The organism is Oceanicola sp. S124, assembly GCF_000220565.1.
Taxonomy (GTDB): domain Bacteria; phylum Pseudomonadota; class Alphaproteobacteria; order Rhodobacterales; family Rhodobacteraceae; genus Pseudooceanicola.
This window is the reverse complement of record NZ_AFPM01000122.1, coordinates 1-13,048: the sequence shown is the minus strand read 5'-3', so window position 1 is coordinate 13,048 and position 13,048 is coordinate 1. Positions and strand designations below refer to the sequence as shown.

The 13,048-nt window shown below is 68.7% G+C and carries 14 protein-coding genes; 12 read left to right on the top strand and 2 right to left on the bottom strand.

All coding sequences use genetic code 11. The features are described from left to right. Positions 1–417 precede the first annotated feature (417 nt). The 6 genes from OS124_RS0108920 (at position 418) to OS124_RS0108895 (ending at position 7,240) form a co-directional block, all read left to right on the top strand. Complete coding sequence (locus tag OS124_RS0108920; RefSeq protein ID WP_010139174.1) at positions 418–1,482, top strand: glycosyltransferase family 2 protein; 1,065 nt, start codon at positions 418–420, stop codon at positions 1,480–1,482. Continuing rightward, entirely contained in the window at positions 1,475–3,070 is a 1,596-nt protein-coding gene (locus tag OS124_RS0108915; protein WP_010139173.1) for a hypothetical protein, read from the top strand. The genes OS124_RS0108920 and OS124_RS0108915 overlap by 8 nt, the downstream gene beginning before the upstream one ends. A 55-nt stretch (positions 3,071–3,125) precedes the next feature. Continuing rightward, complete coding sequence (locus OS124_RS0108910; RefSeq protein WP_010139172.1) at positions 3,126–3,866, top strand: class I SAM-dependent methyltransferase; 741 nt, start codon at positions 3,126–3,128, stop codon at positions 3,864–3,866. Next, a complete protein-coding gene (locus tag OS124_RS0108905; RefSeq protein ID WP_083834573.1) occupies positions 3,863–4,825 on the top strand; it encodes a lysylphosphatidylglycerol synthase domain-containing protein in 963 nt (320 codons plus the stop codon). The genes OS124_RS0108910 and OS124_RS0108905 overlap by 4 nt, the downstream gene beginning before the upstream one ends. 219 nt (positions 4,826–5,044) lie before the next feature. Beyond that, entirely contained in the window at positions 5,045–6,247 is a 1,203-nt protein-coding gene (locus OS124_RS0108900; protein WP_010139170.1) for an MFS transporter, read from the top strand. A 108-nt stretch (positions 6,248–6,355) separates the two neighbouring features. Beyond that, positions 6,356–7,240 carry an acyl-CoA thioesterase gene (locus OS124_RS0108895; RefSeq protein WP_010139169.1) on the top strand — a complete coding sequence of 295 codons (885 nt, stop codon included), beginning with the start codon at positions 6,356–6,358 and terminating at the stop codon, positions 7,238–7,240. 3 nt (positions 7,241–7,243) lie between these two features. Here OS124_RS0108895 and OS124_RS0108890 read toward each other — a convergent pair whose 3' ends face one another. Further along, on the bottom strand, positions 7,244–7,942 hold the full coding sequence (locus OS124_RS0108890; RefSeq protein ID WP_010139168.1) for a DUF1045 domain-containing protein: 699 nt from the start codon (positions 7,940–7,942) through the stop codon (positions 7,244–7,246). A 218-nt stretch (positions 7,943–8,160) separates the two neighbouring features. Between OS124_RS0108890 and OS124_RS0108885 the strand changes: the two genes are divergently transcribed. The 6 genes from OS124_RS0108885 to OS124_RS0108860 all read left to right on the top strand — a co-directional run bounded on the left by OS124_RS0108885 (position 8,161) and on the right by OS124_RS0108860 (position 12,217). Next, positions 8,161–8,793, top strand: coding sequence for an ATP-dependent Clp protease proteolytic subunit (locus OS124_RS0108885; protein WP_010139167.1), 633 nt, complete (start codon positions 8,161–8,163; stop codon positions 8,791–8,793). Between the two features lie 147 nt (positions 8,794–8,940). Beyond that, the gene (gene clpX / locus OS124_RS0108880; protein ID WP_010139165.1) at positions 8,941–10,206 is read left to right on the top strand and encodes an ATP-dependent Clp protease ATP-binding subunit ClpX; all 1,266 of its coding nucleotides are present in this window, start codon (positions 8,941–8,943) and stop codon (positions 10,204–10,206) included. Between the two features lie 171 nt (positions 10,207–10,377). Beyond that, positions 10,378–10,740, top strand: coding sequence for a RidA family protein (locus tag OS124_RS0108875; protein WP_029375302.1), 363 nt, complete (start codon positions 10,378–10,380; stop codon positions 10,738–10,740). A 125-nt stretch (positions 10,741–10,865) separates the two neighbouring features. Continuing rightward, positions 10,866–11,252, top strand: coding sequence for an NADH:ubiquinone oxidoreductase subunit NDUFA12 (locus OS124_RS0108870; RefSeq protein WP_010139163.1), 387 nt, complete (start codon positions 10,866–10,868; stop codon positions 11,250–11,252). A 63-nt stretch (positions 11,253–11,315) separates the two neighbouring features. After that, positions 11,316–11,765, top strand: coding sequence for an outer membrane lipid asymmetry maintenance protein MlaD (mlaD, locus tag OS124_RS0108865; RefSeq protein ID WP_029375301.1), 450 nt, complete (start codon positions 11,316–11,318; stop codon positions 11,763–11,765). Then, the gene (locus OS124_RS0108860) at positions 11,765–12,217 is read left to right on the top strand and encodes a DUF2155 domain-containing protein (RefSeq protein ID WP_010139161.1); all 453 of its coding nucleotides are present in this window, start codon (positions 11,765–11,767) and stop codon (positions 12,215–12,217) included. Before mlaD ends, OS124_RS0108860 begins: the two co-directional genes overlap by 1 nt. Here OS124_RS0108860 and aat read toward each other — a convergent pair. Further along, positions 12,202–12,873 (bottom strand): leucyl/phenylalanyl-tRNA--protein transferase, encoded by a 672-nt coding sequence (gene aat / locus OS124_RS0108855; protein ID WP_010139160.1) that lies wholly within the window; start codon positions 12,871–12,873, stop codon positions 12,202–12,204. The genes OS124_RS0108860 and aat overlap by 16 nt on opposite strands. Between the last annotated feature and the right edge of the window lie 175 nt (positions 12,874–13,048).

Genomic DNA, 13,048 nt, shown 5'->3' with positions numbered 1-13,048 from the left:
AGAGCTCGGCTCCGTCAATCCGATGTTCCTTCTGCCCGAGGCCGCGACGGCCCGTGGTGCAGAGATCGGCCGGGGGTGGGCTGCCGGTCAGCGGGGCGCAGGCCTGATCCTGTGAAAACAATGCCTTTATCTGACTTGGGCCGGGGCGCCGGCCATGTGCCCCGGTTATGTGCCCCGGCCAGGGCCCCATTCACGCTCCCGCCGGGGCTGGAGCGCCGCGCTTTCCGGTCGGCCGTTGCGCCGCGCCACGCGGTGGTCGAAGAAACACACCAAATCCAGCACTATATCGCCATAATTCCCGTGGATTGGTTCCGGGGCCGAAACGGAATGCCGTTCGGCGAGGCCAGCGCTCGGATATGGTCCCGGACCGGGACCGCGATATTTCAGGCCGGGACGACCAGACTGGGGCAGGGGCAGATGACGGAAACCAACGTGGAACTGGGCGGGGCCGGCGGCTCTGACTTCGGCGGCGCAGGGGCGCGGCCTCTCAAGCTCATCGTGCAGGTGCCCTGCTTCAACGAGGAACAGACCCTGCCGGACGTGCTGGCGGGCATCCCGCGCCGGATCCCCGGGATCGCCAGGGTCGAGATCCAGGTCATCGATGACGGTTCTTCGGATGCGACGGTCGAGGTGGCGCGCCGGCACGGGGTGGAACATGTGCTTCGCCAGAAGGGCAACAAGGGTCTTGCCCGCGCCTTCCAGTTGGGGGTCGACAATGCGCTGCGGCTTGGCGCCGACATCATCGTCAACACCGACGGAGACCATCAGTACAGCGGTGCGTCGATCCCGGACCTGGTGCGCCCGATCGCCGAGGGCCGGGCCGATATCGTGCTGGGCGATCGCAACCCGGGCGCGAACCGCGAATTCTCGGCCGGCAAGCGGTTCATGCAGCGGATGGGGTCGGCGATGGTGCGGCGGCTGGCGGGGATCGATGCCCGCGACGCGGTGACGGGCTTCCGCGCCTATTCCCGCGAGGCGGCGCTGAAGATCAACGTCATGACCCGCTTCAGCTATACCATCGAGACACTGATCCACGCCGGCAACCATGGCATGACCGTGGTCTCGGTGCCGGTAAAGACCAACCCGGCCACGCGGCCCTCGCGCCTGTTCCGGTCGAGCTTCCAGTTCGTGCGCAAGCAGGTCGTGACCATCTTGCGCAGCTGCTTCATGTACATGCCGCTCAGCTCGTTTCTCTGGCTGGGGCTGGTGATGATCGGGCTGGGGCTCTGGCCTATCCTGCGGTTCCTGCGCTTCTACATGCTGGGGGACGGCGACGGGCACGTGCAGTCCCTGGTGCTGGGCAGTGCCTTCCTGTTGGCGGGCTATTTCACCGTGGTCATCGCCTTCCTGTCGGACACCATCGCGACCAACCGGCGCCTGGCCGAAGCTGTCCTGGCCCGGGTCCGGCAGCTCGAGACCCAGGTGGCCGAGGCCCTGCCGCCGGCCGCAGGGCCTGTGGACAAGGACGAGACCCGTGGCTGACATCCGGCGGTCGGCCCCCAGTCTGTCCCCGACGGCGCGGGTCGCGCTGTTCTGCGCCCTTGGCGGGGCGCTGGTGCTGGGCTGGCTGGCCTTCGGCGTGGTGCCCGGAAGCGGCCCCGAGCAGTTCGGCAGCCGCATCTACGACGAAGCCTGGCTGGCGTTGCGCGCCGGAGAGGTCGATCTGCCGGCCCGCCTGCTGCGGTACGAGGGGCACTACGCCCCCGACGGCACGGCCTATCTTTATCACGGCGCCGGTCCGCTGCTGCTGCGGGCGCTGCTGGCCCCGCTGGTCGACCTGACCCGGGTGTCCCTGGCGCCGGCCTCGCTCTGGGCCTGGACCGCCCTTGGCTGCGCCTTCTACCACGCCGCCTTCCATGGCGCGGCGGCGCGCGCCGGCTGGCTGACGCCACGCAGCGCGCTGGTGCTCGGGCTCGGCGCCTGGTTGGCAGGCCCGGCCCTGCTGCTGGTCGCCAACCACGCGCTCTACCAGGAACCGATCGCCATGGCCTACTGGCTTGCCGCTGCGGCGGTGTGGCTCTGGCATCGTCACTTCGGGCTGGGGCGGGGGGCTGGCTGGGCCTGTCTCCTCGGGCTTGCCCTGCTGGCGGGGCTCTGCCTTCAGGCGCGGCCCAATGTGGCGGCGGCGCTCTATGCGGCGACCGGGCTGGCGGCGCTGCGGATGCTCTGGCGGCAGCGGTTGCGGGCCCTGTTGCCTGCCGCGCTGGCGCTGGCGGTACTGGCGGGCGGGGTGGCGGGTTACATGGGCTACAATGACCTGCGCTTCGGCTCGGGCGCGGTGACCCATGGCAGCTTCGAGCCCTCGGCCCTGCAATACGGCGCCATCTACTGGGGGCACGAGGATCTGGCGGGCAATCGCGCGCGGACCTTCATCGATCACGGCCGCTTCGATCCGGCCCGCATCCTGCCGAACGGCGTGCAGTACCTGCTGGGGGTGCCACAGGCGCTGATGCCCGCCGCATCCTGGCGGGCGCAGGCGGTCTTCTACGGCCTGACCCACGACAAGCTGGGCTACATCCGTATCGAATGGCCGGATACGGGCATGCTGTTCATGTGGCTGGGCTGGGTGGCCCTTGCCCTGGGAGGGATGAGACGCGGCAGACCGGCACGGCAACGAGACGGAGGGGCGAATCCCGGGCGCGAAACCAGGGCGAGTGGAGGCCCGGGACTGGAACGCTCGGGAGGACTTAACGCGGGGCCGGATAACTGGGGCCTCGGCATGCTGGCGCTGGCCTTCGGCCTGTCGGTGCTGCTGACACTGTCCTACGCGACGATCACTCTGCGCTATCACGTCGACCTCTGGCCGCTGCTGGCGGTGGCGGTGCTGGGCGGCCTGCGGGTCTGCCCGGGCCGAGGCGTGGTGCTGGCGGGGGCGCTAGGGCTGTCGGTCCTGGTGGTGACCGCGCGCGAATACAGCGATAACTTCCGCGCCGCCGACGAGGGCTTTACCGCCCCCTGGGATCGCGCCTTCTGCGAAGAAATGGTGCAGAGAAGGCAGATACCGGCTACGCAAGGCCCGGAAGGGGCGGCGCGGCTCGGGAGGATCTGTCGCGATCCCCGGACCGGCTGACAGGGCCGCGGGGACGGCGGGCCGGAACGGATGGCCCGAAGGAAAGGACTACGGGATGGGACAGGTGACTTCAGGCAAGCGGATTTACGTCGGGCTGGCACGGGGCCTCGGGCGGTTGCTGCGGATGTTCGGCCTGCTGGCGCTGCTCGAGCGGCTGGCGCCGCATGCGCGCCTGGCACATTGGCTGCGCTCCCTGTTCGCGGTGCATGACCTCGAGGGGCTGGTGGCGCTGGACGTGCCATGGTGGACCTATGGCGCCATCGACCGGGTCGATGCCTTCCTGCGTGGCCATGCCGCGGCGCGGGTCTTCGAATACGGCTCGGGCGCCAGCACGATCTGGCTGGCCCGGAGGGCGGCTTCGGTCACCTCGATCGAGCATCATGCCGGCTGGGGCTACAAGGTCCAGGGTCTGATCGACCGGCTGCCCGACCTCTGCCCGGTGCGCCTGCGCACGGTACTGCCCGATGCCGACCGGATCGACGATCCACTCTACGTTTCAGGCAAGAAGCCCGAGGAGGGCCAGAGCTTCCGCGCCTATGCCGGGGCGATCGAGCGCGAGGTCGGCCTGTTTGACCTGATCGTGATCGACGGCAGGGCGCGCGCGGCCTGTCTTGCGCATGCCGTGACACGGCTGGCGCCCGGCGGCATGATCGTCTTCGACAATTCGCACCGGGCGCGGTACCGTCAGGCCATCGTCGCCTCGGGGCTGAAGGCCGAGGTGCTGCGCGGCCTGACCCCCTCGCTGCCCTACCCGGACGAGACCACCTTGCTGGGCGCCCCCGGCCCCCGCGCATGAGCGCGTCGCGCCGCAGGCCGTTGTTGCCCCTGGCCGGCGGGCTTGTCCTGCTGGCGGCGCTCTGGTTCCTCGGGCGCGCGCTGGTCGCGCAATGGCAGGGGGTGCGCGATCTCTGGCCCGGGCCGGGCCTGCTGGCGCCGCTGCTGGCGCTCGGGCTGGCCTATGGCGCGGCGCTGTTTCTGCTGGCGGAAAGCTGGCACCTGATCCTGCAGGGCCATGCAAGGGTGCCGCGCCGCCGCAGCTACCTGTCGCAGACCGCAACGCAGGTGGCGCGTTACCTGCCGGGCAACGTGGCGCATGTCCTCGGTCGGGCGCTCTGGCTGCGCGACAGCGGGCGGGGTGGCGACGGGCCGGGTGATGACCGGCCGGGTGATGACAGGCTGAGTGACGACAGGCTGAGTGACGGGGCCCTGGCCCGGGCCACCCTGACCGAGCTTCTGCTGACCCCGACCGGTGCCCTGCTTGCCCTGGCCCTGCTGGCACCGCTGCTGCCCGCCGAGGCCATCGCCCCGCTGCCCGCCGGCCTGCGCCTCTTGCCCTTGCCCGTGGCGCTGGCGCTGTGGCTGCTGGCGCCACGGGTCGGGCCGCAGCGCCACCTGGCGGGTCGGCTACGTCTGCCGCTGCTGCTGTCGAGCCTTTTCATGCTCTGCCTCGGGGCGGGGTTCGCGGCGGTCTGCAACCTGCTGGGCCCGGTGCCGGTGGTGCCGGCGATGGTGGCGGGGCTGCTGGCCTGGATCATCGGCTACGTGACCCCCGGCCTTCCGGGCGGTCTCGGTCTGCGCGAGGCGGCGCTGGTGGCCCTGCTGGCCACGGCAGGGCAGGATCGGGATCTGGCGTTGCTGGCAAGCCTGCTCTTCCGCCTGGTGACCACCATCGGAGAACTGGCGATGTTCTCTGCGGGCTGGGGCGTGGCCCGGCTGCTGCGCGAAACCCCGGGCGGGCCGGCGGATCTGCGCTGACAAAGGGGGCAGCCTGCATCCTTGCACTTCTGCAATGCGGCCTTTGGGCATTCGGGGGGCTTGCGCGTTGCGGTCCGGCGCGGGAAAAAGGGGGGCAGGGCCGGCCCTCCTCCAATGTCCCGCCGCCCTCATCCGAAATATCCGCGGACTTCGGCCCGCTGTTCCGGCATCGAGACCGGAGCAGGACCGAAGGCCGCGCCCTTCGCGGGAGTTCCTGCCATGATCCGTCAGCAGACGGTCGCCCACCCCATGCTGGTGACCCTGGCCCTTGCCCTCGGCGGTTTCGCCATCGGCGTGGCCGAATTCGCAACCATGTCCATCCTGCCCTTCTTCTCGGAAGACTTCGGTGTCACCGAGGCCGTCGCGGGACGGGCCATCTCATCCTATGCGCTCGGCGTGTGCGTCGGGGCGCCGCTGATCGCGCTCGGCGCCGCACGGGTGTCGCGGCGCGGGCTGCTGGTTGTGCTGATGAGCCTCTATGCGCTGGCCAATGGCCTCTCGGCCATCGCGCCCAGCTGGGAGATGTTCCTGGCCTCGCGCTTCGCCGCCGGTCTGCCCCATGGCGCCTTCTTCGGCGTCGCCGGCCTGATGGCCGCCTCGCTGGTCCCGCCCGAGCGGCGCGCCCGCGCGGTTGCCTCGGTGCTGACCGGGCTGACCGTGGCCAACGTCGTCGGCGTGCCGCTGGCCAACCTCTTCGGTGCGCAACTGGGCTGGCGCTGGACCTTCGCCTTCGTGGTGCCGCTGGCCGCCTTCTGCGCGCTCTTCGTGCGGATGCTGGCGCCGAAGCTGGAGGCCACCGCCGATGCCAGCCCGCTGCGCGAGCTGTCGACGCTGAAGAGCCGCCAGATCTGGCTGACACTCGCCGTCGGCGCCATCGGCACGGGCGGCATGTTCTGCATCTACTCCTACCTCGCCTCGGTGGTGATGGAATACGCCGGAGAGCCCAAGACCGTGGTGCCCGTCCTGCTGATGATCTTCGGCATCGGCATGACCTGCGGCCAGTTCATCTTCGGCTGGCTGGCCGACAAGGGCCAGATGCGGGCGGCGGCCATCGCGCTGTCGGTGGCCGTGGTGATGATGCTGACCTTCTGGGCCGTCGCCGACAACGTCTGGCTGATCGCGCCGGTGCTGCTGATCCTCGGGTGTTCGGGCGGCCTCAGCTCGGTGCTGCAGGCGCGGCTGATGACCCTGGCGGAAGAGGCGCCGACCCTTTCGGCGGCGCTGAACCACTCGGCCTTCAACTTCGCCAACGCCCTCGGCCCGATGCTGGGTGGCATGGCGCTGGCGGCTGGCGCGGGCTGGCCCTCGATCGGTCTGGTCGGCGCGGGGCTGGCGCTGGCAGGCCTGCTGGTGCTGGGCATCACGGCGCTGGATGCACAGCCCCGGCGGCACGGCCGCGGCCCCGGCATGGCGGCGGGCTGACCCCGCTTCCGCTTGCAATCCCCGGCGGGTCGGAGGACATTCCCCCGACCCGCCGGACCTCCGGCATAGCGACCATGCCGGACCTCCGGCGCAGCGACGGAGACGATCATGCCCGAGCCAGCCGACACCAGCAGCGCCGATATCCTGACGCCGATCCTCACGGTCGAGCAGATCGAAGAGAACTTCTACCGCGGCATCGCCACCCCCGGCGGGCGCGGGCGCAGCTTCGGCGGGCAGGTCATCGCTCAGGCGCTGATGGCCGCCACCCGCACCGTCGATCCCGACCGCACCAGCCATTCCCTGCACGCCTACTTCCTGCGCCCCGGCAAGGCGGTCGAGCCGGTGCTCTACCAGGTCGAGCGCGACATGGACGGGCGCAGCTTCTCGAACCGCCGCGTGGTGGCGATCCAGGGCGGCAAGCCGATCCTCAACCTGACCGCCTCGTACCAGGCCGCGAATGCCGGGCTGGCCCACGAGGAAGCCTTCCCCGACGACATTCCCGACCCCGAGAGCCTGCCGAACGAGCTTGAGCTGGCCGAGGCCCACCCCGGCGCCGTGCCCGAAGAGGTGCTGGCCTACCTGCGCCTCAATCGCCCTATCGAGGTGCGCCCGGTGACGCCCTCTCCGCCCTTCGACCTGACCCCGCGCCGGGGCCGGCAGTACCGCTGGGTGCGCAGCCGCTTTCCGTTGGGGGACGATCCGGTGCTGCATCGCGCCGCGCTGGCCTACATGTCTGACCTCGGGCTGATCCAGGCGGCGCTGACCGTGCATGGCCGGTCCTGGCTGGAAGAGGGCGCCAAGGTCGCCTCTCTGGACCACGCGCTGTGGCTGCACGGCAACTTCCGCATGGACGACTGGCTGCTCTACTGCATCGAGAGCCCCTGGACGGGCCATTCCCGCGGCATGACCTTCGGGCGGATCTACACGCGCGACCGCCGGCTGGTGGCCTCGGTCGCGCAGGAGGGGATGATGCGCTTCCCCGATGCGGGCTGAGCCCTAGCCGCCGAGGGCGAGGCGCTTCACCAGGTGGAAACGCCCGGCCTCGTCCTCGCCGCAGAGGCAGAGGCTTTCGATCGTGAACGGCTCGGGCATGACCGGTGCGACGACCGGGCGCAGCGCGGCTTCGACCGCGGGGGCGTCGATGGCCGAAAGCTTGCCGGTCAGCGTCAGGTGGAAGCGGAATTCCTCCATCACGTAGGGATAGCCCCATTGCTGCAGGTAGCTTTCCTGCCGCGCGCTCAGACCGGCCTTGCGGCGCCGGTCCAGTTCGCTCTGCGGGGCGGGGGCGCGATAGGCATCGAGGCCCTGCACGCTCTCCGAGGCCAGGGCGGCCAGCGCCGTCAGCTGGGCCCTGCTGCCGCGTGGGGTGAGGGCGATGAAACTGCCCAGACGGGTCAGCGCCAGCCCGTCCAGCACCACCGGTTCCAGCCGTTCGGCGAGGCGCTCGGCGGCCAGGGCGAGGCCCGCGGCGTCATGACCCTCGGCGAGGCGGAAGGGCGGCTTGACGGTGCCGTGGAAGCCGTACTTGCGCGGTGTCGCCGTCAGCTCGGCCACCGGGCGGGGCAGGGCGGGCACCTGCGGATGCGCGACCTCGGCACCGCCCTGCACGTCCCAGCCCAGCCAGGCGGCGCCGAAGTCGGCCAGCGGCCCCGGTTCGGGCAGGTAATAGATGGCGTAACGGGCGTAATCCGGCATGGTCTGGTCCTCTTTCCGTGGCGCCTGTCATACAGCGGTCTCGATGAAGAAGAAATGACGCCGAGAGCCGCGGGACCGCTTCGCGGGGTGTTAAGGCTGAGGGCGCAAATTCGGCTCCTGCCCTTGCAGCCGTTCATTGCCATCACTAAGACTCTCTTAGACTTCGGTCGATAGGGATCGGAGAGACCACAGAAGTGAGCATCAGGCAGGGCACGCAGATGAAAGATCCGGTAGAGTTTTACATGAACAATCTCGTGCCGATGGTGGTCGAACAGACCAGCCGGGGCGAGCGCGCTTACGACATCTTCTCGCGCCTGCTGAAAGAGCGCATCATCTTCCTGTCGGGGCCGGTGCACGATGGCATGTCCTCGCTGATCGTGGCGCAGCTGCTGCACCTCGAGGCCGAGAACCCCTCGAAGGAAATCTCGATGTACATCAACAGCCCCGGTGGCGTCGTCACCTCGGGCCTGTCGATCTACGACACGATGCAGTACATCCGTCCCAAGGTCTCGACGCTGGTGGTCGGGCAGGCGGCCTCGATGGGCTCGCTGCTGCTGGCCGGTGGTGCCGCGGGCATGCGCTTTGCGCTGCCCAACTCGGAAGTGATGGTGCACCAGCCCTCGGGCGGCTACCAGGGCCAGGCGACGGACATCCTGATCCACGCCCGCCACACCGAGCGCCTGAAGGAGCGGCTGAATCGCATCTACGTCAAGCACACCGGCCAGGACTACGAGACCGTGGTCGACGCGCTGGAGCGGGACAATTTCATGAGCGCGCAGGAAGCCAAGGACTGGGGCCTGATCGACGAGATCGTCGACAGCCGCGACGCCAAGGAAGCAGGTGCCGAGTAATTCGGCCAGGTCCGCGTCCCGCCTTGCGGGATGCGGCACACGTTCAACTCGGGTGTTGTCGCTCCGCAGGTGCTGTCCTACTCTGGCAGGATCTGAGGGCAAACCGGTGAACGTGTCAGGGCCCGCAGGGGCGAAAGGTAAGTAGATATGGCCACGAATTCGGGCGGAGACAGCAAGAACACGCTTTATTGCAGCTTCTGCGGCAAGAGCCAGCACGAGGTGCGCAAACTGATCGCGGGTCCGACCGTGTTCATCTGCGACGAATGTGTCGAGCTCTGCATGGACATCATCCGCGAAGAGACGAAGTCCACCGGGCTGAAATCCTCGGAAGGGGTGCCGACGCCGAAAGAGATCTGCGCCGTTCTGGACGACTACGTGATCGGCCAGGCGACGGCCAAGCGCGTGCTCTCGGTTGCCGTGCACAATCACTACAAGCGCCTCAACCACTCGGCCAAGGGTGGCGACATCGAGCTGGCGAAATCCAACATCCTGCTGATCGGCCCGACCGGCTGCGGCAAGACGCTGCTGGCCCAGACGCTGGCGCGGATCCTCGACGTGCCCTTCACCATGGCCGATGCCACGACGCTGACCGAAGCCGGTTACGTGGGCGAGGACGTGGAAAACATCATCCTCAAGCTGCTGCAGTCCAGCGAGTACAACGTCGAGAAGGCGCAGCGCGGCATCGTCTACATCGACGAGGTCGACAAGATCACCCGCAAGTCGGAAAACCCCTCGATCACCCGCGACGTCTCGGGCGAGGGCGTGCAGCAGGCGCTGCTGAAGCTGATGGAAGGCACCGTGGCCAGCGTGCCGCCGCAGGGCGGGCGCAAGCATCCGCAGCAGGAATTCCTGCAGGTCGACACCACGAACATCCTGTTCATCTGCGGTGGCGCCTTTGCCGGCCTCGACAAGATCATCGCGGCGCGGGGCAAGGGCTCGGCCATGGGCTTTGGGGCCGACGTTCGTGACAACGACGCCCGCGGCGTGGGCGAGATCTTCCAGGATCTGGAACCCGAGGACCTGCTGAAGTTCGGCCTGATCCCGGAATTCGTCGGCCGTCTGCCGGTTCTGGCGACGCTGGAGGACCTCGACGCCGAAGCCCTCGTCACCATCCTGACGGAGCCGAAGAACGCCCTGGTCAAGCAGTACCAGCGCCTGTTCGAGCTGGAAGATGTCGAGCTGACCTTCACCGATGATGCCCTGCAGTCGATCGCCAAGCGCGCCATCGAACGCAAGACCGGCGCGCGGGGGCTGCGCTCGATCCTCGAGGATATCCTGCTGGACACGATGTTCGAGCTTCCGGGCATGGACGACGTGACCGAGGTCGTGGTCAACGAAGAGGCCGTGACCGCCGATGCGGCACCGCTGATGATCTACTCCGACGCCAAGTCGGAAGAGGCTACCGCGGGCTGATCCGCGACGGACAGATTTGCGAAGGGCCGGTCTCTGCAAGGGGGCTGGCCCTTTTCCTTGTCCCCTTCGCCTGGTCCTTCCCTGAGCGAAGCCGCTTGGTCGGGTTGTGCGCGCCGGCCCTTGCCAGCGCATCACCGCCGCCGCAAGATCCGCCTGAACAAGCAGGAGCAGATGATGATCAGGCGAATTTCCTCGGCCGGCCCCTTCGAGGCGAAGATCGGCTATTGCCGGGCGGTGGTGGCCAATGGCTTCGTCCATGTCTCGGGCACCGTGGGCGAGGGTCCGGATGTGGCCAGCCAGTGCCGCTCGGCGCTGGAAAGGATCGGTCGGGCGCTGGAAGAGGCGGGGGCCGGCTTCGCCGACGCGGTGCGGGTCCACTACTACCTTCCCGATGCGACCGAATTCGAAGCCTGCTGGCCCATCCTGGCCGAGACCTTCGGGGCGAATCCCCCCGCGGCCACCATGCTGGAATGCGGGCTGATCGCGCCCGAGTACCGGATCGAGATCGAGCTTACGGCGCTGCTGCCGCAGTAACCCGCGACGGAACGGCGAAAATTCTAGGCGACAGCCGGCCCAACCGGGGGCTTGCGGGCGCCGGGGCCACTGGACCTTGGCCCCGGAATGCGCCATATCGGTGGGGATCAAGATCGGAGGCTTCCATGGGCATTCTGAACACGCTTCTGCGCGCCGTGACCTGGTGGAACGGCTCGACGCTGAACACCCAGCTCTACACGTACCGCAAGGGCGAGAAAGTCGGCGAGGACAGCCAGGGCAACGTGTTCTACCAGACCGCCGGGGGCAAGCGCCGCTGGGTGATGTACAACGGCGAGGCCGAGGCCTCGCGCATCGACCCCGACTGGCACGGCTGGCTGCACCACACCTTCGACGACCTGCCGTCGAAGAAGCCGCTGGTCCACAAGACCTGGGAAAAGCCCCACCACGAGAACCTGACGGGCACGGCGCTGGCCTATGCGCCGGCCGGTTCGATCCGCCGTCCCGAACCCGCGTCGCGCCAGGACTACGAGGCCTGGAGCCCCGCCGAGTAACCGACCCGGTCTTGCCGGGCCCCGGGCGCCACCAGAAGGAGGGCCCAAATGTCGGATCGTCCCATGACTGAGAATCGTGCCGAGATCATTGCCGGCGCCCTTGTGCTGGCGGTTGCGGTCGCTTTCCTTGCCTACGGGTCACGCTTCGTCGATCTCGGCGGCTCGGCACGGGACAGCTATGCGCTGTCTGCCTCGTTCCGCTCTGCCGAGGGGATTTCGGTCGGCACCGACGTGCGCCTTGCCGGCGTTCGCGTCGGCACCGTGACCGGGCTTGAGCTTGATCCCGCCACCTTCCGTGCCCGCGCCGACTTCCTGCTGGACCCGGCGATCCAGGTGCCCGATGACAGCCAGGTGGCGATTTCCTCGGAAGGGCTTCTGGGCGGCAACTTTGTCGAGATCCTGCCGGGCGGCTCGCCCTTCAACTACGAGGCAGGGGACGAGGTGCTGGATACCCAGGGCGCCGTCAGCCTGATCTCGCTGCTGCTGAAATTCGTCTCGGGATCCGACAACTGATGATGCGCCGACTTGCCCTTCTGCCCCTGCTCATGACCCTCGCCGCGCCGCTGCAAGCGCAGGAGGACGTCGGTCCGGGCACCGGCGCCATGCTGCGGGGCCTCGACAAGATCAACGCCGAGACCCAGGACCTTGAGCTGGCGACGGGCGAAAGCGGGCGGATCGGTTCCCTGACCGTCACGCTGGGGGCCTGCCGCTATCCGCTGGACAACCCGGCGGGCGATGCCTTCGCCTTTCTGACGATCCGTGACGAGCGGGCCGAAGACCCCGCCCGCCCGATCTTCGAGGGCTGGATGATGGCCTCGTCTCCGGCGCTGAATGCGCTGGATCACTTCCGCTACGACATCTGGGTGCTGAGCTGCGTATTGCCCGCCGGCGCCGAACTGCCGCAGGACGCCCCGGTCGAGGCCCCTGAGCTGCCGCCGCAGGATCCCGATCAGCCCGTCGACTGAGCCGCCTGCCGCGCGTCGTGGCGGGCCAGCAGCCCCGCGATGTCGGGGCGCTCTGCCGATCGGGTGAAGTCCGCCGCACCGGTCAGCGCCTCGGCAAGCGCGGCGTGATAGCGGGCGCGGGGGATCTCCACCGCGCCGAGCGAGGCGAGGTGGGGGGTCAGGAACTGGGTGTCGAAGAGGGTGTAGCCGCAGAGGTTCAGCCGGTCGACCAGCCAGGCTAGCGCGATCTTCGAGGCATCCCGTCGGCGCGAGAACATGCTTTCCCCGAAGAAGGCCCGCCCGAGCGCCACGCCGTAGACACCGCCGATCAGCGCGCCTTGCTCTGACCAGACCTCCAGCGAATGGGCATGGCCGCGGTCATGAAGCGCATGGTACAGCGCGGCGATCTCGTCGTTGATCCAGGTTTCCCCGCGGTCGGCGCAGCCTTCCAGCACGCCGGTGAAGTCACGGTCGGTGGTGACGCTGTAGTCGCCCCGTTTCAGCGCCCGGCGGAGCGAGCGCGAGATGTGGAAGCCGTCCAGAGGAAAGACACCCCTGCGGCGCGGATCGACCCAGAACAGTTCCGGGTCATCGCGGCTTTCTGCCATCGGAAAGATGCCGGACATGTAGGCCTGCAGCAGAAGCTCGGGCGTGATGCCGTCATCGGTATCCTTCATGGCGTTCCTTTTGCTTGGGCCGTCCGCCGCGGCGTCGTCAGCCGCGATCCGGGACCGACGACACAGTTTCCTGCAGCCCGGTCGGGCTTGCAAGAGGGTGCCAGCGAAGGTTTGAAGATCGGGTTGCCGCCGGATCTGCCATTGCCGCTGGCGGGCCGGGGCATGAGCAGACGCG